Source organism: Nocardioides gansuensis (genome assembly GCF_003076135.1).
GTDB lineage: Bacteria > Actinomycetota > Actinomycetes > Propionibacteriales > Nocardioidaceae > Nocardioides > Nocardioides gansuensis.
In genome coordinates this window covers 122343-143160 of the sequence record NZ_QDGZ01000002.1, presented here as the reverse complement: position 1 = coordinate 143160, position 20818 = coordinate 122343, and the positions used below count along the sequence as shown (strand labels likewise).

16 protein-coding genes are annotated in these 20818 nt (G+C 71.1%); 5 read left to right on the top strand and 11 right to left on the bottom strand.

Annotated features, from left to right (window positions below):
- Positions 1 to 248: 248 nt before the first annotated feature.
- Positions 249 to 950: a 5-oxoprolinase subunit PxpA gene (locus DDE18_RS04940; protein ID WP_116571147.1), complete on the bottom strand. Its 702-nt coding sequence runs from the start codon at positions 948 to 950 to the stop codon at positions 249 to 251.
- Positions 951 to 1169: 219 nt separating this feature from the next.
- Here DDE18_RS04940 and DDE18_RS04935 point away from each other — a divergent pair, with 219 nt between their 5' ends.
- The gene (locus DDE18_RS04935; protein WP_116571146.1) at positions 1170 to 2147 is read left to right on the top strand and encodes a sigma-70 family RNA polymerase sigma factor; all 978 of its coding nucleotides are present in this window, start codon (positions 1170 to 1172) and stop codon (positions 2145 to 2147) included.
- A 57-nt stretch (positions 2148 to 2204) separates the two neighbouring features.
- Here DDE18_RS04935 and DDE18_RS04930 read toward each other — a convergent pair whose 3' ends face one another.
- From DDE18_RS04930 to DDE18_RS04905, 6 genes are all read right to left on the bottom strand, one after another.
- Positions 2205 to 3482, bottom strand: a complete 1278-nt coding sequence (locus DDE18_RS04930; protein ID WP_245916452.1) for a glycoside hydrolase family 3 N-terminal domain-containing protein — start codon at positions 3480 to 3482, stop codon at positions 2205 to 2207.
- An 11-nt stretch (positions 3483 to 3493) separates the two neighbouring features.
- Positions 3494 to 4084 (bottom strand): dephospho-CoA kinase, encoded by a 591-nt coding sequence (gene coaE, locus DDE18_RS04925; RefSeq protein WP_116571144.1) that lies wholly within the window; start codon positions 4082 to 4084, stop codon positions 3494 to 3496.
- A gap of 111 nt (positions 4085 to 4195) precedes the next feature.
- Positions 4196 to 5107: a sulfotransferase domain-containing protein gene (locus DDE18_RS04920; RefSeq protein ID WP_165821042.1), complete on the bottom strand. Its 912-nt coding sequence runs from the start codon at positions 5105 to 5107 to the stop codon at positions 4196 to 4198.
- A 2-nt stretch (positions 5108 to 5109) separates the two neighbouring features.
- Entirely contained in the window at positions 5110 to 6396 is a 1287-nt protein-coding gene (locus DDE18_RS04915; protein ID WP_116571142.1) for an aspartate aminotransferase type Ic, read from the bottom strand.
- Positions 6393 to 7076: an SIMPL domain-containing protein gene (locus tag DDE18_RS04910; RefSeq protein WP_116571141.1), complete on the bottom strand. Its 684-nt coding sequence runs from the start codon at positions 7074 to 7076 to the stop codon at positions 6393 to 6395. Before DDE18_RS04910 ends, DDE18_RS04915 begins: the two co-directional genes overlap by 4 nt.
- 24 nt (positions 7077 to 7100) lie before the next feature.
- Positions 7101 to 8048 (bottom strand): helix-turn-helix domain-containing protein, encoded by a 948-nt coding sequence (locus DDE18_RS04905; protein ID WP_116571495.1) that lies wholly within the window; start codon positions 8046 to 8048, stop codon positions 7101 to 7103.
- A 94-nt stretch (positions 8049 to 8142) separates the two neighbouring features.
- On the opposite strand from DDE18_RS04905, the gene DDE18_RS22830 reads away from it, so the two are divergent.
- A complete protein-coding gene (locus DDE18_RS22830) occupies positions 8143 to 8301 on the top strand; it encodes a hypothetical protein (RefSeq protein ID WP_165821041.1) in 159 nt (52 codons plus the stop codon).
- A 75-nt stretch (positions 8302 to 8376) separates the two neighbouring features.
- Here DDE18_RS22830 and rpsA read toward each other — a convergent pair whose 3' ends face one another.
- Positions 8377 to 9849, bottom strand: a complete 1473-nt coding sequence (gene rpsA / locus DDE18_RS04900) for a 30S ribosomal protein S1 (protein WP_116571140.1) — start codon at positions 9847 to 9849, stop codon at positions 8377 to 8379.
- A 355-nt stretch (positions 9850 to 10204) separates the two neighbouring features.
- On the opposite strand from rpsA, the gene DDE18_RS04895 reads away from it, so the two are divergent.
- Both DDE18_RS04895 and DDE18_RS04890 read left to right on the top strand, forming a co-directional pair.
- Complete coding sequence (locus DDE18_RS04895; protein ID WP_133241161.1) at positions 10205 to 12565, top strand: binary toxin-like calcium binding domain-containing protein; 2361 nt, start codon at positions 10205 to 10207, stop codon at positions 12563 to 12565.
- Between the two features lie 77 nt (positions 12566 to 12642).
- Positions 12643 to 13458 carry a class I SAM-dependent methyltransferase gene (locus DDE18_RS04890; protein WP_116571138.1) on the top strand — a complete coding sequence of 272 codons (816 nt, stop codon included), beginning with the start codon at positions 12643 to 12645 and terminating at the stop codon, positions 13456 to 13458.
- Positions 13459 to 13523: 65 nt separating this feature from the next.
- On the opposite strand, the gene DDE18_RS04885 is transcribed toward DDE18_RS04890, so the two are convergent.
- Both DDE18_RS04885 and DDE18_RS04880 read right to left on the bottom strand, forming a co-directional pair.
- Positions 13524 to 16082, bottom strand: coding sequence for a hypothetical protein (locus DDE18_RS04885; protein WP_116571137.1), 2559 nt, complete (start codon positions 16080 to 16082; stop codon positions 13524 to 13526).
- Positions 16079 to 16648: a hypothetical protein gene (locus DDE18_RS04880; RefSeq protein ID WP_116571136.1), complete on the bottom strand. Its 570-nt coding sequence runs from the start codon at positions 16646 to 16648 to the stop codon at positions 16079 to 16081. Before DDE18_RS04880 ends, DDE18_RS04885 begins: the two co-directional genes overlap by 4 nt.
- A 171-nt stretch (positions 16649 to 16819) precedes the next feature.
- On the opposite strand from DDE18_RS04880, the gene DDE18_RS04875 reads away from it, so the two are divergent.
- Positions 16820 to 18073 (top strand): lipopolysaccharide biosynthesis protein, encoded by a 1254-nt coding sequence (locus DDE18_RS04875; RefSeq protein WP_116571135.1) that lies wholly within the window; start codon positions 16820 to 16822, stop codon positions 18071 to 18073.
- On the opposite strand, the gene polA is transcribed toward DDE18_RS04875, so the two are convergent.
- Positions 18070 to 20769: a DNA polymerase I gene (gene polA / locus DDE18_RS04870; RefSeq protein ID WP_116571134.1), complete on the bottom strand. Its 2700-nt coding sequence runs from the start codon at positions 20767 to 20769 to the stop codon at positions 18070 to 18072. The genes DDE18_RS04875 and polA overlap by 4 nt on opposite strands.
- Between the last annotated feature and the right edge of the window lie 49 nt (positions 20770 to 20818).

Below are 20818 nucleotides of genomic sequence, written 5' to 3'. Positions count from 1 at the left end.
ATCCATCGCCCAGGTGCTGCGATCCCGTCGTCCCCGTCACCGGGCCGACGCGGCGAGCGAGCTCGCCGGGCGGATCGTGCTTCCTGGTCGATCCCCGGCACCGCTTGCGGTGCCGGTGAAGAGAGTTCTATGCCCCCGCGTCCGGGCGGCGCAAGGGGTGCGCGCCACATTCTCCTGGTCCCACAGGCAGCTCCACAGATCTTCCGGTCCACTCCACAGCACGCGTCACAGTCTCCACAGGCCCGGCCTCACCCTGTGGAGGACCAGCAGGTCACGACCGCATGCCCGGCGGCCTCCAGCGCCCGGCGTACGGCGCGGGCGTGGACCACTGCGTCCGGTGAGTCCCCGTGCACGCACACCGAGTCGACGCGGGTGGCGAGCGCGAGCGCCTGCCGCACGATGGCCGACTCGTCGGTCAGGACGGCGCCCGGCTGCGTGCGCGGCACCAGCCCGCCCTCGGCCGTGTAGGCGCGGTCCGGGAACCCCTCGAGACGCGTGCCCCGGCCGGCCGAGCGGGCCAGGTCGAGCACCACCGCGCCGGGCAGTCCCAGCACGGGCAGCTCGCCCGAACCCGCCAGCACGGCCGCCGCCTGCTCCGGGTCCGAGGCCACCCGGTGGTAGAGCGCGCCGTGCGGCTTCAGGTAGGCGACGTCCGTCCCCTCCGAGCGGGCGATCTCCCGCAACGTGCCCACCTGGTCGGCGACCTGCTCCCGGAGCACGTCCGGTGCGACGTCGCGGGGCACTCGGCCGAAGTGCTCGCGGTCGTCGTAGGACACCTGGGCCCCGACGGTCACCCGCCGGGCCACCGCCTCGGCGCACACGGCGCGCATCACCGCGGCGTTGCCGGCGTGGTAGCCGCACGCCACGTTCGCGCTGGTCACGACGGCAAGCAGGCCCGTGTCGTCGGTGACCTCCTCGCCGAGGTCCGCGTTGAGGTCCACGCTGCGCACGGCCCGATGGTCCCACGGCCGCCGTCCTGCTCGGCCGGCCGAGTCAGGGTGAGCCCTGAGAACTCCCTGAGAACTCCCGATTGCGGCAACTCTGGTGGGTACCGGAACGTCTGTGGAGGTGAAGGGCCCACCACGGATCCGGGAATCTCCGGAACGTCCGGGCCGTTGCACCGAAGCACGGGCGACGTGGGGGTTCGCCCGCGCGAGGAGGAGGAGACGATGAGCACAGCACAGCAGTCGAGGAGCCGCACCGGCGCACGCGCCACGACCCGCGAGATCGAGGGCCGGGACAGCGTGGGCCTGTACCTCGACGAGATCGCGCGCACTCCCCTCCTCGACGCCGAGACCGAGGTCGAGCTGTCCAAGACGATCGAGGCGGGCCTGATGGCCGAGCACCTCCTCCGCGAGGGCCGCGTGGGCCGCAAGAAGGGCGGCGCGCCCATGTCGGCCACCGAGGAGGAGCTCGAGTGGCTCGCCGAGGCGGGCCGCCGCGCCGTCGACCAGTTCATCACCGCCAACCTGCGGCTGGTGGTCTCCATCGCGCGCAAGTACGGCCGGTCCCAGATGCCGATGCTCGACCTGATCCAGGAGGGCAACACCGGCCTGATCCGTGCGGTCGAGAAGTTCGACTACACCAAGGGCTACAAGTTCTCGACCTACGCGACCTGGTGGGTGCGCCAGGCCATCACGCGCGGCATCGCGCAGCAGGCCCGCGTCGTACGCCTCCCCGTGCACGTGGTCGAGGAGCTCAACCAGGTCGGCGGCGCCCGCCGCACCCTGGAGCGCCAGCTGGGCCGCGAGCCGGAGCCGCACGAGATCGCCGACGAGCTCGACATGGACGTCGAGCGGGTGCTCGACCTGCTCTCCTGGGGCCGCGACCACGTCTCGCTCGACACCCCGGTCGACGAGGACGGCGACACCTCCCTCGGTGACCTGATGGCCCAGGAGACGTCTCCCAGCCCCGACCTCACGGTGCTCGACACCGAGTCGCGCGAGCGGCTCAACGGGCTCGTCGACTCGCTCGACGAGCGGGCAGCCGACATCATCCGGGCGCGCTACGGCCTGCTCGACGGCCGCCAGCACAAGCTCGCCGACATCGGGGCCCGCCACGGCATCTCGGCCGAGCGGGTCCGCCAGCTCGAGCGGGAGGCCCTGCAGAAGCTGCGCAAGCTGGGCGACCCCGACATGGCCGCCTGACCCGTCCCGACTCCGCAGCCGCCGGTGGTGCAATGCCCCGGCGGCTGCGTCATTTCGTCAGTACGCCGCGGCCAGGAGGTCGCTGGCGGCCTGCTCCGCCTGCGTGGTGACGCCGGTGGGCACGGCCACCTCGGCGGCGACCCGCTGCTGCCACAGCTGCACGGCCACGACGCGGGCGGCGGCCTCCTCGGCGCGCTCACGGGGCACCTCCCCGGAGGAGATGGCGTCGGTGATGATGCCGTGGGTGACCCGGGTGTCGACCGGCATCAGGAGCAGGTCGGCGCCGGCGTTGAGGGCCTGCACGGCCGGCTTGCGACGGCCGGCGACGGCACCCATGCCCAGGGAGTCGGTGATCGCGACCCCCTCGAAGCCGAGCTCGTCGCGCAGCACGTCGTAGACCTCCGGCGCCAGGCTGGCCGGCACGCCCGGTGCCAGCCGGGTGAGGTCGAGGTGGCTCAGCATCACCGCGGGCGCCTCGCTGGCGATCGCCGCCTCGAACGGCGGCAGATCGTGGGTGCGCAGCTCTGCGAGCGTCGAGTCGAGCTGGGGCAGGGTGTCGTGGCTGTCGCTGAGCGCAGCCCCGTGGCCAGGGAAGTGCTTCACCGTCGACACCACGCCCGCGTCGTCGTAGCCGCGCACCGCCGCGGCGGTCGCCTTGGCGGCCACCGCGGTGTCGCTCGAGGCCGACCGGGTGCCGATGGTGGGGTCCGCCGCCCCGATCGTCACGTCGGCGACGGGCGCGAAGACCCAGGTGAAGCCGAGGTCGCGGACCTCCAGGCCGGTCGCGCGGGCAGCGGCACGGACCGCCTGCCGACCGGTCTCGCCGTCGGCCTCGATCGCGGCGCCGGCGGCGTTGAAGGCCGGGAACTCGGTGGCGATCCCGCGCAGGTGGGAGACGTAGCCGCCCTCCTGGTCGACGCCGATCACGGCGGGGAAGTCGCGCCCGCCAGCCGCGACGGCCTCGCTGATCGCCCGGGTCAGCTGACGGACCTGGGTCGAGTCGACGATGTTGCCGCTGGTGATCGACATCCCCGCGAGGTGGAGGTCCGCCACCATCTGCCGGGCACCGGCCGAGTCGGTGCCGTGGTAGCGACCGACGATGACCTGGCCGGCGAGCTGCTCCGGCGTCCATCCGGCCACCAGCTCCTGCGCCCGCGCGAGCTCGCCGACCGTCGGGCCCCACGAGAGCGGGGTGTCGGGATCGACCTCCGGCGTCGCCGAGCCGGCCTGCCCGGACGGCGAGCGGACGTCGGAGCCGTCCGTGGGGGCGGTCGCCGGGATCCCGCTGCAGGCGGCGAGCGCGAGCATCGCGGCAGCCGCCACGGCCGTCCTCACCGGAGCCAGCGTCATGCCCGCGCCGCCAGCTCGGCGTAGACCTCGCGCACGCGAGCCTCCAGCTGCTCGAGGGTGCCGGTGTTCTCGATGACGTGCGTCGCGACCGCGAGCCGGTCCTCGCGGGAGGCCTGGGCCGCGATCCGCGACTCGGCGTCCTCCACGGTCCAGCCGCGGTCGCGCACCATCCGATCGACCTGCACCTCGCGCGGCGAGTCGACGACGATGACCGCGTCGAAGGTGTCGGCCCGCCCGCTCTCCGCGAGCAGCGGGATGTCGTGGACCACGACGTCGTGGTCGCCGGCGGCCCCCTCGAGCTCGACGATGCGCTCGAAGACCAGCGGGTGCACGATCGCCTCGAGGCGCTTGCGGGCTGCCTCGTCGCCGAAGACCAGGCGGCCCATCGCCGGCCGGTCGAGCTCGCCGCCGGGGGTCAGCAGGCCCTCGCCGAACTCCTCGACGACCCGCGCCAGGCCCGGAGTGCCCGTCGCGACCACCTCGCGCGCCAGGGCGTCGGCGTCGATGACGACGGCACCGAGCTCGCGCAGGATCGCCGACACCGTGCTCTTGCCCGAGGCGACTCCCCCGGTCAGGCCCACCCGCACTGCGTGCCACCTCTCCTCGTCCGACGTGCCGCCGATGAGGGTACGTCGCGGGGTCGCCGCGCATCGCGCCGGGACCTCCGGGTCGTCGTCACCCGGATGCCGCGCTGAGCCTCACGCCAGTCCTGCCTTCGCGGCGTACCTCTCCGCCTGCTCCGCCGGGTCCAGCGACCCGGCGAGCAGGCGGCTGGTCGTCCACTGGGCCACGTCGAGCCCGGTAAGCCGCCCGAAGCCGGCCAGCTCGGGCTCGAAGGTGCGCGCCAGTGACAGCAGGTCCTCGGCCGTCGGGCGCGTGCCGGTGATCGTGTCGGTGCCGGCCATCAGCTTCTTCAGCGGCGGATGCGTGCCGAAGCGGTCCACCCCGATGTGGTCGGTGACCGTGTCGAGCACGGTCCCGTGGTCGGCGATGAGGGTCGCGAAGTCCAGGAACAGCCACTGCTCACGCGGGAAGACCTCCAGCCCGTGCTGCACCTGGCCGCCGTAGTAGCCGCGGACCACGCCCGAGGCCCGCAGGAACCGGGCCCGCTCCCCCCTGCCCCGCATCTCCTCGGGGATCTCGCGGGGGAAGTCCGCTGGCCGCCAGGCGATCATCTCGGGCCAGTCCGGCGCCCGGTCGGGCTGGCGAGCGCGCACCATCACCCACTGGGAGACGAGCCGGTCGATCGGGTCCCGGAAGACAGCGATGAGCCGCATGCCGGGCCGGTGCTCGCGCATCCGCTCCAGAGCCCGGGGCATCAACAGGTAGCGCGGGGTCGCGTCGCCCATGGCGCGGTGGACCGGCGACCTGCGCGGCACGGCGTACGACGCGTGGTCGACGCCCTGCCACGTCTGCTCGTCGACGTCGAACCAGCCCATCTCCTTGCGGGGCGGGCGGCACACCTGGGGGTGTTGGTTGAGCAGCCACTGCAGCGTCGACGTGCCGGCCTTCTGCACGCCGACGACGGAGTAGGTGAACTCCTGCCGGTCGGTGGGGGTCGCGTCGGCGAAGGCCCCGGCGGAGAAGGCACTGTCCGGCTGGCTGGACACGTTCAGGCCTTCTCGGCCGCCAGCTTCTCCGCGGCGGCGAGCAGCACGCACGTGGCCACGGCCTCCATCGCCTCGGTGACCTCAGGCAGCGGAGGCATGGTCGGAGCGAGGCGGATGTTGGTGTTCTCCGGGTCGCGCTTGTAGGGGAACGACGACCCGGCGGGGGTCAGCGCGACGCCGGCCTCCCTGGCGAGCTCGACGACGCGGCTGGCCGTGCCTGGCAGCACGTCGAGGTTGACGAAGTAGCCGCCCTGCGGCTTGTTCCAGGTCGCGATGTCGAGGCCGCCGAGGCGCTCGGTGAGGACGCGGTCGACCTCCTCGAACTTCGGCGCGATGATCTGGCGGTGCCGGACCATGTGGTCGCGCACGCCCTGGGCGGAGCCGAAGAACTGCACGTGGCGCAGGTGGTTGATCTTGTCCGGGCCGATCGAGCCCTTGCCGAGGTGGTCGAGGTACCACGCGACGGTCTTGGTGGAAGCAGCCAGGAAGGCGACGCCGGCGCCGGCAAAGGTGATCTTCGACGTCGACGCGAACATGATCGGCCGGTGCGGGTGGCCGGCGGCCGCCGCCAGGGTGAGGATGTCGGCGCTCTTCGCCTCCTCCTCGGTGAGGTGGTGCAGCGCGTAGGCGTTGTCCCAGAAGATCTTGAAGTCCGGCGCCGCGGTCGGCATGCCGGCGAGCTCGGCGGCCACCTCCTGGCTGGTCGTCGCACCGGTCGGGTTGGCATAGGTCGGGACGACCCACATGCCCTTGATGCTGGCGTCCTCGGCGACCAGGGCCTTCACCGCGGCGACGTCGGGGCCGTCCTCGTTGAAGGGCACGGTCACCATCTCGATGCCCAGCGACTCCAGCAGGGTGAAGTGGCGGTCGTAGCCCGGCACCGGGCAGACGAACCTGACCTTCTCCTCGCGGTTCCACGGGCGCTCGCTGTCGACGCCGCCGAACAGCATCAGGTAGACGAGGCAGTCGCGCATCATCGTGAGGCTGGAGTTGCCGCCGGCCACGACCTGCTCGGGCTCGACCCAGAGCAGCTCGGCGAACATCTCGCGCAGCTCCTGCAGCCCGCTCAGTCCGCCGTAGTTGCGTACGTCGGTGCCGCTGGCGTCCCTGGTCCCGCGCGGCAGGGTCAGCAGCTCGTCGGACAGGTCGAGCTGCTCCGCCGACGGCTTGCCCCGGGTGAGGTCGAGCTTGAGCCCCCGGCCCTTCAGCTCCTCGTAGGCCTTGCGCTGCTCCTCGAGCAGCGCGGCGAGGTCGTCGGCGGACAGGTCGGCGATGGGCTGGCTGGTCACGACCCCATCGTAGGGTCGCCGGCGGTGAACCTCGCGTCCACGTCCGCAGTCACGGACACGTCCTCCGGCGCGAAGGAGATCGGCACTCCGGAGTCGCCGGGGGCCATGGCCCGCGCCATCGCCATCTCCTCGCCGCCGACCGGGTGCAGGCCCGGCGCCAGCATGCCCGCGTCTGCGAGGGAGGCGAGCCGCACCGGGCCGAGCCCCAGCGCATCGGCGTACGCCTGGGCCCGCTCCTGCGCGTCCTTGACCGCGGCCGCCCGCACCTCGCGCACCAGCTGCCTGCGGTGCACGTCGGTCAGCGCCCACTCGATCTGCCGGACGTTCGCTCCCTCGATCTCGGCGAGCTTGCCCAGCCAGCTGCCGAGCGCGCCGAACTCGGCGAACTTCACCTGCAGGTCCACGTGCGCGTGGTGCACCAGGGGGAGCTGCTTGCCGTCCTGGTTCCACGGCCGGCTCGCCCAGGTGCGCAGCTGGTCGGACGCCCACCAGGTGACCGGGCCGTGCTCGGGGTCGTGCAGCTCACGCACGAGCGCCGTCACCGTCGCGACCTGGCCGGTCACCCCGTGGTAGACGTGGGCCGCGTCGGCGCCCTCGAGGCCGACGACCAGGTGGACGACGGCCCGCTCCGGCTTGCGGAAGGCGCGGAACGACCCGCGCACGGTGATGTCGACGGCCACGGCATCCCCCTCGGGCGGTCCGGCTCAGGCAGTGCGGCCAAACGTACGCCGGTACTGCTGCGGGCTCACGCCGCGGACCCGCCCGAAGTGGTGCCGCAGCGTGGCGGCGTTCCCGAACCCGACCTCGGCGGCGATCCACTCGACCGGGTGGTCGGTGGCCTCGAGCAGCTCCTGGGCCACCCGCACGCGCTGGGCGAGGATCCAGTTGTACGGCGTGCTGCCGGTCTCCTCCTTGAAGCGTCGCGCGAACGTGCGCGGCGACATGTGGACCTGCTTGGCCAACGACTCGACCGTCAGCTCGTCGCTCAGGTGGGCGGTGATCCAGTCCAGGAGCGGCGCGAGCGCCTCCGACTCGCACGCCGGCACCGGCTTGGAGATGAACTGGGCCTGGCCGCCGTCGCGGTGCGCCGGCACGACCATGCGACGGGCCACGGTGCTGGCCACGGCGGCGCCGTACTCCTGGCGCCAGATGTGCAGGCAGGCGTCCAGGCCCGCGGCGGTGCCCGCACTGGTCACGACCTGTCCGGAGTCGACGTAGAGCACCTCCGGCACCACCTGCGCCTCCGGGAACCGGGCGGCGAGCTCGTCGGTGTACTTCCAGTGGGTGGTGCACTCCCGGCCGTCCAGCAGGCCCGCCTGCCCGAGGGCGAAGGCGCCGGAGCAGACGGAGAGGATCCTGGCGCCGCGGTCGTAGGCCTTGCGGAGCGCGCCGATCACCTGGTCGGGAGCCAGCCTGTTGCGGGGCACTGCGGGTACGGCGATGAGGTCGGCGTCCTCGAGCCGGTCGAGACCGTGCTCGACGTTGATCGAGAAGCCGGCCGTGACGCGGACCAGCGGCTCGGGGCCGCAGACGGCGAAGTCGAGGAACGGCACGCCGTCGTCGCGTCGGTCGAGCCCGAAGGCCTCACACAGCACCCCGAGCTCGAAGGGAGCCACTCCGTCGAACACGACTGCGGCCACATTGGTGAGCATGTGCGCCAGCATCCTCCTCCGATGGCAGGAAATCAACTCTTGCTGTCATTCCTGCCACTGGTGGCCGGATCTCGATAGGCGGAGGATTACTGCCATGACCACCGCAGCCGTCCTCCTTGTCCTGGCAGTACTCGCCAGCCTGCTCGTGCGCTACGCACGCCACGACCGGTTCGCCGGCCCCGCCAACGTCACCCTCCACGACGACTTCGGCTCCACCTACCTCAGGGGCAACCTCGTCCCGCGCAACCTCTGAGGTCCACCCCCCTCAGAAACGGGCGAAGGCCCCGACCGTCAGGTCGGGGCCTTCGTCACGTGTATCAGACGGGCGTCAGCTCGCGCCACCGGTGAGCTTCTCGCGCAGCGCCTGCAGCGCCTCGTCGGAAGCCAGCGAACCGCCGGTCTGGGCTGCCTCGGCGTCGTCGCCACTGGAGTAGGACGTGGCCTCGCCGGCCTCGACCTCGGCCTGCTTGGCCTCGGCCTGCTGCTTGACGTGGGCCTCCCAGCGGGCGTGCGCCTTGGCGTACTGCTCCTCCCAGGCGGCGCGCTGCTCGTCGTATCCCTCGAGCCACTCGCCGGTCTCCGGGTCGAAGCCCTCGGGGTAGATGTAGTTGCCCTGCTCGTCGTAGGTCGCAGCCATGCCGTAGAGGGTCGGGTCGAACTCCTCCACGTCGCTGGCCGTGGCCGTCTCGTTGGCCTGCTTGAGGGACAGCGAGATCCGGCGACGCTCGAGGTCGATGTCGATGATCTTGACCATGACGTCGTCGTTGACCTGGACGACCTGCTCGGGGATCTCCACGTGGCGCTCGGCCAGCTCGGAGATGTGCACGAGGCCCTCGATGCCCTCCTCGACACGGACGAACGAGCCGAAGGGCACCAGCTTGGTGACCTTGCCCGGCACGATCTGGCCGATCTGGTGGGTGCGGGCGAAGTGCTGCCACGGGTCCTCCTGCGTCGCCTTCAGCGACAGGGAGACACGCTCGCGGTCCATGTCCACGTCGAGCACCTCGACGGTGACCTCGTCGCCGACGGCGACGACCTCGGACGGGTGGTCGATGTGCTTCCAGGACAGCTCCGAGACGTGCACCAGGCCGTCGACGCCACCAAGGTCCACGAAGGCACCGAAGTTGACGATCGAGGACACGACACCCTTGCGGATCTGGCCCTTCTGCAGCTGGGTGAGGAAGCCGTGGCGGACCTCGGACTGCGTCTGCTCGAGCCACGCGCGGCGCGACAGGACCACGTTGTTGCGGTTCTTGTCGAGCTCGATGATCTTCGCCTCGAGCGTCTGGCCGACGTAGGGCTGGAGGTCGCGCACGCGGCGCATCTCCACCAGGGAGGCGGGGAGGAAGCCGCGGAGGCCGATGTCGAGGATCAGGCCGCCCTTGACGACCTCGATGACGGTGCCCTCGACGACGCCGTCCTCCTCCTTGACCTGCTCGATCGTGCCCCAGGCGCGCTCGTACTGGGCGCGCTTCTTGGAGAGGATCAGCCGGCCTTCCTTGTCCTCCTTCTGGAGAACCAGGGCCTCGACCTTGTCGCCGACCTCGACGACCTCGGAGGGGTCGACGTCGTGCTTGATCGACAGCTCGCGCGAGGGGATGACGCCCTCGGTCTTGTAGCCGATGTCGAGCAGGACCTCGTCGCGGTCCACCTTGACGATGGTGCCGTCGACGATGTCGCCGTCGTTGAAGTACTTGATGGTCGCGTCGATCGCGGCGAGGAAGTCCTCTTCGGACCCGATGTCGTTGACGGCCACCTGGGGCGCGTCGTAGTCCGGAAGAGTGGAGAGGGTGCTCGTCATAAGGAGATGGATTCCTAGGGTGGACAGAAGTCGTGCGGGCACGCGCAGAAGCCCTGTTTCACCATCATTAGTGCTGGCCCCGCAGACCTGGTGGACCGCTCGGAGCCGACAGCGAGCGAGGGTCCGCTCCGTATGGAACCCAGGCAGACCTCTGGCGCATCCTCAAGACTACGCGGGCGCACTGATCCCAGTCCAACCGGGCCGCGTCTCCTCCGCACCGACGGGCCATCCGTAACGGACGTTTACCCACCTCGTTGACCATTTTGCCAATACCTTGACGCTGTCAAGACAGACGCGAACTTCTGGGGGAACGACAATCCGTCGTCCTCTCCCGTCAATGAAAGGGCTAATGCACATGGGGGACTTCCCATCCCGGCGCACCTGGGCCGCACTCACGACTCTGGCACTCGTGCCGGGTCTGTCGGCCCTGGTGCTGGGGGTGTCACCGGCCTCGGCGGCCAAGCTGCCCGCGGCATACTCGGCCGACGCACACGGTGACCTGATCAAGCTCACGACGAACATCGCCGGCCAGGGCAGCCTCGCCGACGCCGGTGTTGGCCACAGCCGCGCTGACGTGGACAGCACGCGCACCGCCAACAACGCGACGGCCTCCTCGGCCAACCTCGAGGCCTCGCTCCTGCTCGGCAACGTCCCGGTGCCCGTGGACTCCGAGCAGGTCGCGGCACCGCCGACGGCCAACCCGCCGGCCCGCGCACTGGTGCCCCTGCAGGGCACTCCCCTCGACCCGCTGCTACAGGCGCCCCTGATCACCGGTGACGTGATGGCGGCGTACAGGTCGGGCGCGGCATGCGTCCCGGCGACGAACGGCGAGCGGATCTACAGCGACGCGCTCACCACGCTGGCCGGTGCCACCGGGGGTGGGGCCGTGCCGGCTCCCGCTGGCCCGCTCGTCAAGGTGGGCGCCTCGGACGTGCGTGCCACGACCAGGCTGGTGGACACGGCTGCGGCCGGTGACGACGTGGTGTCGCGGGTGACCACCCACGTGGGCGACGTCGACCTGCTCGGCGGCAACGTCACGCTCGACGTGACCGGTGCACTGACCGTGGAGGCGCGTTCCGACGGCACCACCGGCACGGCCACGATCGTCGACAAGCCCACGATCGTCGCCAACATCGGCGGCAACCAGATCCCGATCCCGCTCAACGGCCAGCCGGTCGACCTCGGCCCCGAGCTCGATACGCTGGACCCCCTGGTCGACCTCACCGTCACGGCGTTCTCGCCCTCCATGCAGTCGAGCGGCGCGACCGGCCAGGCCGACCTGCAGGCGCTGATCCGCGTGCAGCTCAAGGTCCTCTCACTGCCCGCGCCCGCCGGGGTGACGGTGGCTGAGGCCGACCTGAGCCTGGCCCCGATGCACGTCCGGGCACTCGCGCCCACCGGTGGCGTCGAGTGCGGGGCCACCGACAGCGACGGTGATGGCCTCACCGACGACCAGGAGAAGCAGATCGGCACCGACCCGGGCAACCCGGACACCGACTGCGACGGCCTGAACGACGGCGCCGAGGTCAACACCCACGGGACCAACCCCACGAAGGCGGACACGGACGGTGACGGCCTCGTCGACGGCGCCGAGGTCAACACCTACGGCACCGACCCGTTGGACCCCGACACCGACAACGGCGGCGTGCCGGACGGCGCCGAGGTGTGGCAGGGCACCAACCCGACCAAGGGCCACGGCGCCGACGACTCGCCCGTCCCCGGTGACAGCGACGGCGACGGCCTCACCGACGCCGAGGAGAAGCAGCTCGGCACCGACCCCCACAAGGCCGACACCGACGGCGACGGCCTCAGCGACGGCGCCGAGGTCCACACGACCAGGACCAACCCGCTGGACTACGACACCGACGACGGTGGCGTGGGCGACGGCGCCGAGGTCGAGGCCGGGACCAACGCCACCGCCGGCCACAGCGTGGACGACAAGGTCGTCAGCGGCGACACCGACGGCGACGGCCTCACCGACGCCGAGGAGCAGGCCCTGGGCACGGACCCGAAGAAGGCCGACACCGACAAGGACGGTCTCACCGACGGCGCCGAGGTCAAGACCTTCAAGACCAACCCGAAGGACTGGGACACCGACGATGGCGGTGCCTCGGACGGTGCGGAGGTCAACAACGGCACCAACCCGGTGAACAACCCGAAGGACGACTTCGGCGCCAAGGACTCCGATGGTGACGCCCTCAGCGACGCCAAGGAGAAGGCGATCGGGACCAACCCGCACGACGTGGACACCGACAACGACGGGCTCAGCGACGGTCGCGAGTTCAAGGGGATGACCATCAAGGAGCGGTTCGAGGTCTGCGGCCGCAAGGCGAAGAAGAAGATCCATGTCTCGACGAACCCGCTCAAGCGCGACACCGACAAGGACGGCCTCACGGACGGCCTCGAGGTCAAGGGCTACAAGATCAAGCAGGTCGTCTACATCACTCGTAGCGGCAGCAAGATCACCATCGGCAAGACCCGCTCCAACCCGACCAAGGCCGACACCGACAAGGACCGGCTGAAGGACAAGGTCGAGAAGACCGGCAAGGCCAACAAGCGATACCAGAAGCGCAAGACCGACCCGACCAAGTGCGACACCGACCGCGGTGGCGCGAGCGACGGTCGCGAGGTCAAGGCCGGGTCGGACCCGAGCCGCATCAAGTCGGGCCCGAACGACGTCAACCGCCGCACCTCCGGCCGTACGTCGATCGGCTGACCCGGCATCAGATCACGACCCAGCAGGGCGTCGGACTCCTGTCCGGCGCCCTGCTGGCGTTCAAGTAACCTCCGAACGTGGACCCGCTGCCCCATCCCCCTGTCCGCGTCGAGCGTCGGGCGGTCGACGAGGAGGAGTCCCGCCGGGCGAACGGCCCCGACTGGGACCGCTACGCCGACGAGTACCAGGCCACCCACGGGGAGTTCCTGGGCGACGCGGGCTTCGTCTGGGGTCCCGAGGGACTGACCGAGGCTGTGGCGGGGGTGCTCGGGCCGGTGGACGGTCGCGACGTCCTCGAGGTCGGGAGCGGCGCCGGACAGTGCTCCCGGTGGGTCGCCGACCAGGGCGGTCGTGCCGTCGGCCTCGACCTCTCCCACCGGCAGCTCCAGCACAGTCGCCGCCTCGACGAGTCCACCGGGATCGCCGTACCGTCCGTGCTCGCGACCGCGACGCACCTGCCCTTCCGCGACGACGCCTTCGACGTCGTGTTCTCGTCGTTCGGCGCGCTGCAGTTCGTCGCCGACATCGAGCGCTGCGTCGCGGAGGTACGCCGCGTGCTCAGGCCCAGGGGCCGGTTCGCGTTCTCGATCACCCACCCGACGCGCTGGATGTTCCCCGACGACCCCGACGAGCCCGGCCTGACGGCCTCGCAGTCCTACTGGGACCGCACTCCCTACGTCGAGATCGACGACGAGACCGGCGTGGTCGCCTACGTCGAGCACCACCGCACGCTGGGTGACTGGGTGCGCCTGCTCGCGCACCAGGGCTTCTTACTGATCGACCTCGTGGAGCCGCAGTGGCCCGAGGACCACGACCGCGTCTGGGGCGGCTGGTCACGCACCCGCGGCCTGATCACCCCGGGCACCGCGATCTTCGTGGCCGACCTGCGCTGACCCCGGTTCCGGGCACGAGAACGGCGCCCCGGCCACAGGCCGGGGCGCCGCATCGAGGGGTGAGGTCAGACGATCCGGCGACGGAGCGCCACCACGCCCAGTCCCGCAGCCAACAGGAGGCCGGCGAGCACACCGCGGGTCACGTTGCGCCCGCCCTCGCCGGTGTCGCCGCGGATCTCGAAGGAGTAGGCGGTGAGGCCCTGAGCACCCTGGGGAGCCCCGTAGGCCATCGCCTCCGCCTCGGCCCGCTCGGACCCGGCCGCGACGATGGCCGCCAGCTTGCCGTAGTCCATGGCGGTGTCCTCGCCCGCGCCGATGAGCTTCGACATGCCCTCCTTGGAGAGCCTGCCGGCGCCGTCGCGGATGGCCGGCGCCCCGGACGCCGCCCTGGCCAGTCCGTCTGCCAGGCGACCCGATCCGGATGCGGCCTCGCCGAGACCCGTGGACAGCTCGGTCGCGCCGTCCGCGAGACGCGCGGAGCCTGCAGCGGCCTCCTGCGTGCCGTCGGCCAGCTTGGTCGTGCCATCTGCCAGCTGACCGGCTCCCCCGGCAACCTTGTCTGCTCCCTCGGAGAGCTTCCCGGAGCCCGCAGCGAGCTTGCCGGTGCCGGTCGCGAGCTCGCCCGTGCCGCCCGAGAGCTTGCCCAGCCCTTCGGTGAGGGCACTGGACCCGGTGTAGGCCGCGGTCGCGCCGGTGGAGAGCTGCAGGACGCCGGAGATCGCCGTGGCGAGGCCGGATTCGAGCTGTGTCAGACCCGCGCCGACCTTGGCCACGCCGTCCTTGAGCGCGATCCCGCCCTGGTGTGCCTTCGTCGCCCCGGTCTTGGCCTGGATCAGACCGGCGTGGAGCGCCTGGGCCCCCGGGACTAGCTGGGCGTCCAGGGCGCCGAGAGCCTGGCCCAGTCCGCCGGAGACGGCGCCCAGTCCCCCTGCGGCCTGACCGAGGTTGGTGCGGCTGACACCGACCCCTGCGATCAGCTGGTCGACCGTGCCTGCGCATTGGGCACTGAGCGTCGGGTGCGACGAGCAGAAGGCCGTCTTGACCCCCGTCAGGCCGCCCACCAGCTGGTCGAGGCTGCCGCCCGGCTTGAGCGACTCGTCGAGCCCACCCTTGATGACGTCCACGGCGTTCTTCGCCTTGGCGAGCCCAGAGCCGTCGGCGGGATCAGCCAGCACTCCGGCGTCACCTCGGAGCTGTCCCAGCCCGCCGGCGAGCTGGCCGGCACCGCCCTCGAGCTGTCCGAGCCCGCCGGAGAGCGCGTTGAGTGCGTAGAGCAGGGTCCCGTCCTGAGTGGCGGAGCCGAACCCTGCGAGGAGCTGGTCCACGCCTGCCTGCAGGGCGTCTATGCCCTTGCCCGCAGCCCCGAGCCCCTGCTCGCCGCCCAGGGTCTTCAGGCCGGAGCTGATCTTCGACAAGCCGGCGGTCAAGGACATGCTGCCGGCCAAGGCCGTGCCCGTCCCCGTGTGCAGCTGCTTCGCGCCCGCGTCCAGCTTGGCCGCGCCCGCCTTGAGCTCCTCGGCGCCCGCGCCCAGCTGGCCGGCTCCGTCTCGGAGCTTGCCCGCGCCCGTGTCGAGCCGGTCGGCTCCGGAGTCGATCTGGGTGAGGCCGTCCCGGAGCGCTCCGGCGCCCGTGGCCAGCTTGGCCGCCCCGGGGGCGGCCCGGCCCGCGAGACCGTCACGAAGCTGGCTGGCGCCGTTGCGGAGCTGGATCAGCCCCAGGATGAGCTCGCCAGTGCCGTCCCGCAGCTTGAGCAGGTTGCTGTCGATCTCGGTCGCGCCCGCTGCCAGCTTCTCGCCCGTCTGCGACCCGGCCTCGTAGCTCGACGCCGCGGACTTGAAGGCCGGGCTCGCCAGCGGGTTGACCGGAAGCGCCGACACGGTCGCGGCCGGAATCGTGGCGTCGGAAACGCGAGCCTGGTATCCCACCCGCACCGTGTCTTCGCCCAGGGGCGGCACCAGCGTCATGGTGAAGGTGAGCTTGGTGCCGCCCTTCCCGTCACCAGCCATGTTCGCTCCGCTGGTCTCGACGTCCGTGAAGTTGGCAGGCAGCACTGTCGACACCGAGCCCACCATGGGAATCGGCACGTCCACGGACTCGGTCACCGTGCTGCCGGCGCCGTCGGTGAAGGTGATCTCCTGCGGCTCGGACGTGATGTTGCGGACGGTGTAGAACACCTCGAGGAGGCCGTCTGCGCCCACCACGTCGTCAGCCTCCACCCGCTCGCCGTCGAGGCGGTACTCGATCTCGACCTCGAGCGGCAGGTCGCCGCGGTAGTCGCTGACGCTCCGGAACCGCTCGACCCCGTCGACCGACACCGTTCCGCGCTGGAGACCGCCATCGACCTCGAACGTGCCGAAGCCGTCGAGGTTGCGGAGTCCGGCCGTCTCCACCGGGTTCTCCAGGTCGAGGGTGCCGTCGCCACTCAGGGTCAGCTGCTCGTAGACCCGACGGGTCTCTATCTCACCGGTCGGCGCGAGGTAGACCTGCACGGTCTCGGTGTTCGTCACCGCGACCTCGCCGTCCTCCTCCGCGGCGAATGCGGGAAGCATCGTGCTCCCGAGCGCAAGGGCGGCCAGCCCTGCCCCGACCCGGGCCAGCGAACGCCGCTGCATCGTGCTCGTCATCGGGTCTCCTCCAGCATCGTCTCGAGCTCCGTGTGGGTGTCATCCGGCGCGGCCTCTCTGCGGCGCTCGGTCGACGACCCCGCCGGGCCGGCGGAGAAGGCCGCCGCGGCGAGGAACCCGACTGCGGCCGTGAAGAGAGCAGTCGTCGCCCCGGTGACGGAGGTGTCCACGACCAGGGACGGAGCCGCGCTGTAGGCGGACTCGTAGGTGCCGGTCATGGCGGCCACCCCGACGAGGGCGCTCCAGAGGGGCAGCCTCCCCCACGTCGCCGCACACACCCCGACGGCGATGAGCACGACCAGGCCGGCGGTCAAGGCCCGGCCGGTCGAGGTGTCGGGCAGCACCCCTGCCCTGCCGACGTACCCGATCCACGCTGCGGCGAGCCCCACGACGAAGCCCCCGAGCCGCGCGGTGGTGGAGCGGTCGGGCACGAGTGCGATCACGGCCCCGAGCGCGGCACCGGTCAGTGCGGCTGAATCGACATTGAGGTCGAGCGCTGCCCCGACCAAGATCAACATGACGATGGCCAGCGCCACCATGGCGCCAGCAGTCACGAGTGTGCGCATGACGAATGCGTCCCTCCTCCAGACGTGGCCCTCCCAGACCACGGCCACCCGATCGGGCAACGGTCCGGGATATTACCCACAAGTAGCATTCGTCGTGAACTCGTCGACATCCCCTCGGTATGGGCAGGCGCTTCCAGGACGCCACCGCGTCGACCCGTAGGCTCGCCTCCCATGGGAGCGGTTTCGCGGATGGCTGCGCTGATGCGCCGGGGAAGCATCATCGCCATCGCGATGGGCGTCATGAATGTTTCGACATATGCCTACCAGTTGGTGGTGGCCCGCCTCATCGGCACCGCCCACTTCGGGGCGTTCACCGCTGTGCTCAGCCTGCTCCTCGTGGTCTCAGTCGTCTCGCTCGGACTCCAGGCCACCGCTGCCCGGCGAATCGCCGCCGATCCTGAGCACGTCGCCCAGATCGAGGCGCAGGTGCTCAGGGTCACCTGGCGCACCTCGCTGGCCCTGGGCTTCGTGCTGATGCTGCTCTCGCCCGTGATCAACCACGTGCTCCGCCTGGACTCACTGCTGCTCGCACTGATGGTGCCGCTGTGTGCAGTGCCCCTCACCATGATGGGCGGCCAGGCGGGCACCCTCCAGGGCGAACGACGCTGGACGGCACTCGCCCTGGTCTACGTCGCCGCCGGCGTCCCGCGCATCGTCCTCGGCACTGGGCTGGTCCTCTGGCGCCCGACCGAGCTCTGGGCGCTCGTCGGCGTCTTCATCGGCTATTGCGCCCCAGTGCTGGTCGGCTGGTGGGCCCTGCGGCATCAGCGGGCGCCGGGTCGGGCCAGCGCCGAGCACCGCGGGATCGCAATCCTGCGCGAGAGCGTCCACAACTCCCAGGCGCTCTTCGCGTTCTTCGCCTTGTCGAGCGTCGACATCATCGTGGCGCGCAACGTGCTCTCCGAGCAGGACTCCAGCCTCTACGCCGCCGGGCTGATCCTCACCAAGGCAGTGCTCTTCCTGCCCCAGTTCGTGATCGTGCTCGCCTTCCCGTCGATGTCGTCCGATGCCGAGCGCCGGCGCGCCCTGGCTCTGAGCCTGGGCCTGGTCGCTGTCCTCGGCACCCTGGGGACGCTCGCGTCCTCGCTGCTCTCAGGCCTCGCGATGATCTTCGTCGGCGGCGGCCAGTTCGCCGAGATCGAGTCGCGGCTGTGGATCTTCGCCCTGCTCGGCACGGCGCTGTCGATGCTGCAGCTGCTGGTCTACGCCGTGCTCGCGCGCCAGGGCCGGCGCACGATCTATCTCGTGTGGATGGCACTCGTCGTCATGGTCGGCGGGGGCCTGACCACCGACAGCGTCGTCGGCCTCGTGACGGTCGTCGTGGTTGTGGACCTGTGCGTGCTCGCAGCGCTGCTGGCCGCCAGTGTCTACCTGACCCGCGTCGGTCACCGTGACCCCGAGACGGTATCCACTCACCAGGGCTAGTGAGCGGCCTCGTGCCAGCTGCGGCCGGTGCCGACGGAGACGTCCAGGGGCACGGCCAGCTCGGCAGCACGGCCCATCTCCTCGCGCACGAGCGCGTCCAGGGCGTCCCGCTCTCCCACGGCGACCTCGAACACGAGCTCGTCGTGCACCTGCAGCAGCATCCGGGAGCGCAGCCCCTGCTTCTCGATCGCCCGGTCGACCCCGAGCATCGCGACCTTGATCAGGTCGGCGGCCGAGCCCTGGATGGGCGCGTTGAGCGCCATCCGCTCAGCCATCTCCCGGCGCTGCCGGTTGTCGCTGGTGAGGTCGGGCAGGTAGCGGCGCCGGCCCATGATCGTCTCGGTGAAGCCCGAGCGGCGGGCCTCGTCGACGATCCCGGCGAGGTAGTCGCGGACCCCACCGAAGGTCTCGAAGTATTCGTCCATGAGCCCGCGCGCCTCACCGGTGTCGATGCGCAGCTGCTGGGAGAGGCCGAACGCGGAGAGGCCATAGGCGAGGCCGTAGTTCATCGCCTTGATCTTGGCCCGCATCTCGGTGGTCACGTCCCCCGGCTCGACGCCGAAGACGCGGCCGGCGGTGACGGAGTGGAAGTCGCGCCCCGAGCGGAACGCCTCGATCAGGCCGGCGTCCTCCGAGAGGTGAGCCATGATCCGCATCTCGATCTGGCTGTAGTCGGCCGTCATCAGGCACTCGAATCCGTCGCCGACCACGAAGCCCTCCCGGATCCGGCGCCCGGCCTCGGTGCGGATCGGGATGTTCTGCAGGTTGGGATCGGTGCTCGAGAGCCGCCCCGTCGCCGCGATGATCTGGTTGTACGTCGTGTGGATGCGCCCGTCGGACGCGACGGTCTTGAGGAGTCCCTCGACCGTCTGCCGCAGGCGGATCACGTCGCGGTGGCGCAGCAGGTGTTGTAGGAAGGGATGCTCGGTCTTCTCGTAGAGCGACTGGAGAGCGTCGGCGTCGGTGGTGTATCCGGTCTTGGTGCGCTTGGTCTTGGGCATGTCGAGCTCCTCGAACAGCACGACCTGCAGCTGCTTGGGCGACCCGAGGTTGATCTCCTTCCCGATCACGCCGTAGGCCTCGTCGGCGGCAGCCTTGACCTGGTCGCCGAACTCCGACTCCAGCGACTCGAGGTAGTCGATGTCGACCGCGATGCCGGTCTGCTCCATGCGGGCGAGGTCGTGCACCAGGGGCAGCTCCACCTCGTGCAGCAGCCGGGTGCCGCCGTGCTCCTCCACCGCGGCCTCGAGGGCCTCGGCCAGGTCGAGGACGGCGCGGGCGGCGAGCATCGCGGTGTCGCTGGCTGTGGTGTCGTCAAGCGCGTCCAGCGTCAGCTGGCCGGTGTCGGCGGTGTCCTGGCGCAGCTCGCGCTTGAGATAGCGCAGGGTCAGGTCGGCCAGGTCGTAGGAGCGCTGGTCCGGCTGCACCAGGTAGGCCGCGAGCGCGGTGTCGACGGCAACTCCACGCAGGGTCCACCCACGAGCAGCGAGGGCCAGCATCGGACCCTTCGCGTCGTGCAGCACCTTCGGCCGTGACTCGTCGGCCAGCCACGCAGCGAGGGCGGCGTCGTCCTCCGGACTGAGCTCGACGGCGTCGACCCAGGCGGCGGCCCCGTCCGCGGCGGCGATGCCGAGTGAGAGGACCGCACCGGTGCCGGCCCGCCACGAGCCCTGCACCGCCACGCCGAGGCGCTCCCCGGGGCGGGCGTGGGCGGTGAGCCAGCTCGCCACGTCACCCTGGGCGAGCCGCACCCCCTCCATCTCGAAGCCCGCCTCGTCCACCTCCGCCCCCGGGTCGGGATCGATGGTCTCCATCAGCCGGGTGCGGAGCTCCCCACGGAACTCCAGCTCGTCCAGCAGCTCGAGGCCGGCAGCGCGATCCCACGGCTGGCGAGACAGGTCGCCCGGGCGGTAGGGCAGGGTCAGGTCGCAGACCAGCGCGTTGAGCCGGCGGTTGCGGATCACGTCGCCGAGGTGCGCGCGCAGGTTGTCGCCGGCCTTGCCCTTGATCTGGTCGGCGTGCGCGACGACGTTGTCGAGGCCGTCGTACTCGGTGATCCACTTCGCCGCGGTCTTGGGGCCCACGCCGGGGACGCCCGGCAGGTTGTCGGAGTCCTCCCCCACGAGCGCGGCGAGCTCGGGATAGCGGTGGGGAGGGACGCCGTACTTCTCCTCGACGGCAGGCGGTGTCATCCGGGAGAGCTCGCTGACGCCGCGGGTCGGGTAGAGGACCGTGGCGTCCTCCCCGACCAGCTGGAGGGAGTCGCGGTCACCGGTCAGGATCAGCACCTCGGACCCCTCGGCCACCGCCTGCGTGGTCAGCGTGGCGATGATGTCGTCGGCCTCGTAGCCGTCGAGATCGAGGTGGGTGATGCGCAGCGCGTCGAGGACGCGCTGGATCAGGGGCAGCTGGCTGCGGAACTCGTCGGGAGTCTTGTTGCGCTTGGCCTTGTAGTCCGGATAATCCTCGAGGCGGAAGGTCTGCCGGCTCTTGTCGAAGGCCACCGCGACGTGGGTGGGCTGCTCGTCCCGCAGCACGTTGACCAGCATCGAGGTGAAGCCGTAGACCGCGTTGGTGTGCTGGCCCGTGGCCGTCGAGAAGTTCTCCACCGGGAGCGCGAAGAAGGCGCGATAGGCCAGCGAGTGGCCGTCGAGCAGGAGGAGTCGCGGGCGAACGGGCGAGCTGGTCTCAGGCACGACGCGACTCTAGCCGCCGACACCGACAGCCCGGACGCCCGGCACAATG

What these genes read in the sequence shown, in the direction of transcription:
- DDE18_RS04880 (WP_116571136.1), bottom strand. Translation starts at nt 16,648, where the DNA reads ATGCGCACACTCGTGACTGCTGGCGCCATGGTGGCGCTGGCCATCGTC.
- rpsA (WP_116571140.1), bottom strand. Translation starts at nt 9,849, where the DNA reads ATGACGAGCACCCTCTCCACTCTTCCGGACTACGACGCGCCCCAGGTG.
- DDE18_RS04895 (WP_133241161.1), top strand. Translation starts at nt 10,205, where the DNA reads ATGGGGGACTTCCCATCCCGGCGCACCTGGGCCGCACTCACGACTCTG.
- DDE18_RS04885 (WP_116571137.1), bottom strand. Translation starts at nt 16,082, where the DNA reads ATGACGAGCACGATGCAGCGGCGTTCGCTGGCCCGGGTCGGGGCAGGG.
- DDE18_RS22830 (WP_165821041.1), top strand. Translation starts at nt 8,143, where the DNA reads ATGACCACCGCAGCCGTCCTCCTTGTCCTGGCAGTACTCGCCAGCCTG.
- DDE18_RS04905 (WP_116571495.1), bottom strand. Translation starts at nt 8,048, where the DNA reads ATGCTCACCAATGTGGCCGCAGTCGTGTTCGACGGAGTGGCTCCCTTC.
- DDE18_RS04875 (WP_116571135.1), top strand. Translation starts at nt 16,820, where the DNA reads ATGGGAGCGGTTTCGCGGATGGCTGCGCTGATGCGCCGGGGAAGCATC.
- DDE18_RS04935 (WP_116571146.1), top strand. Translation starts at nt 1,170, where the DNA reads ATGAGCACAGCACAGCAGTCGAGGAGCCGCACCGGCGCACGCGCCACG.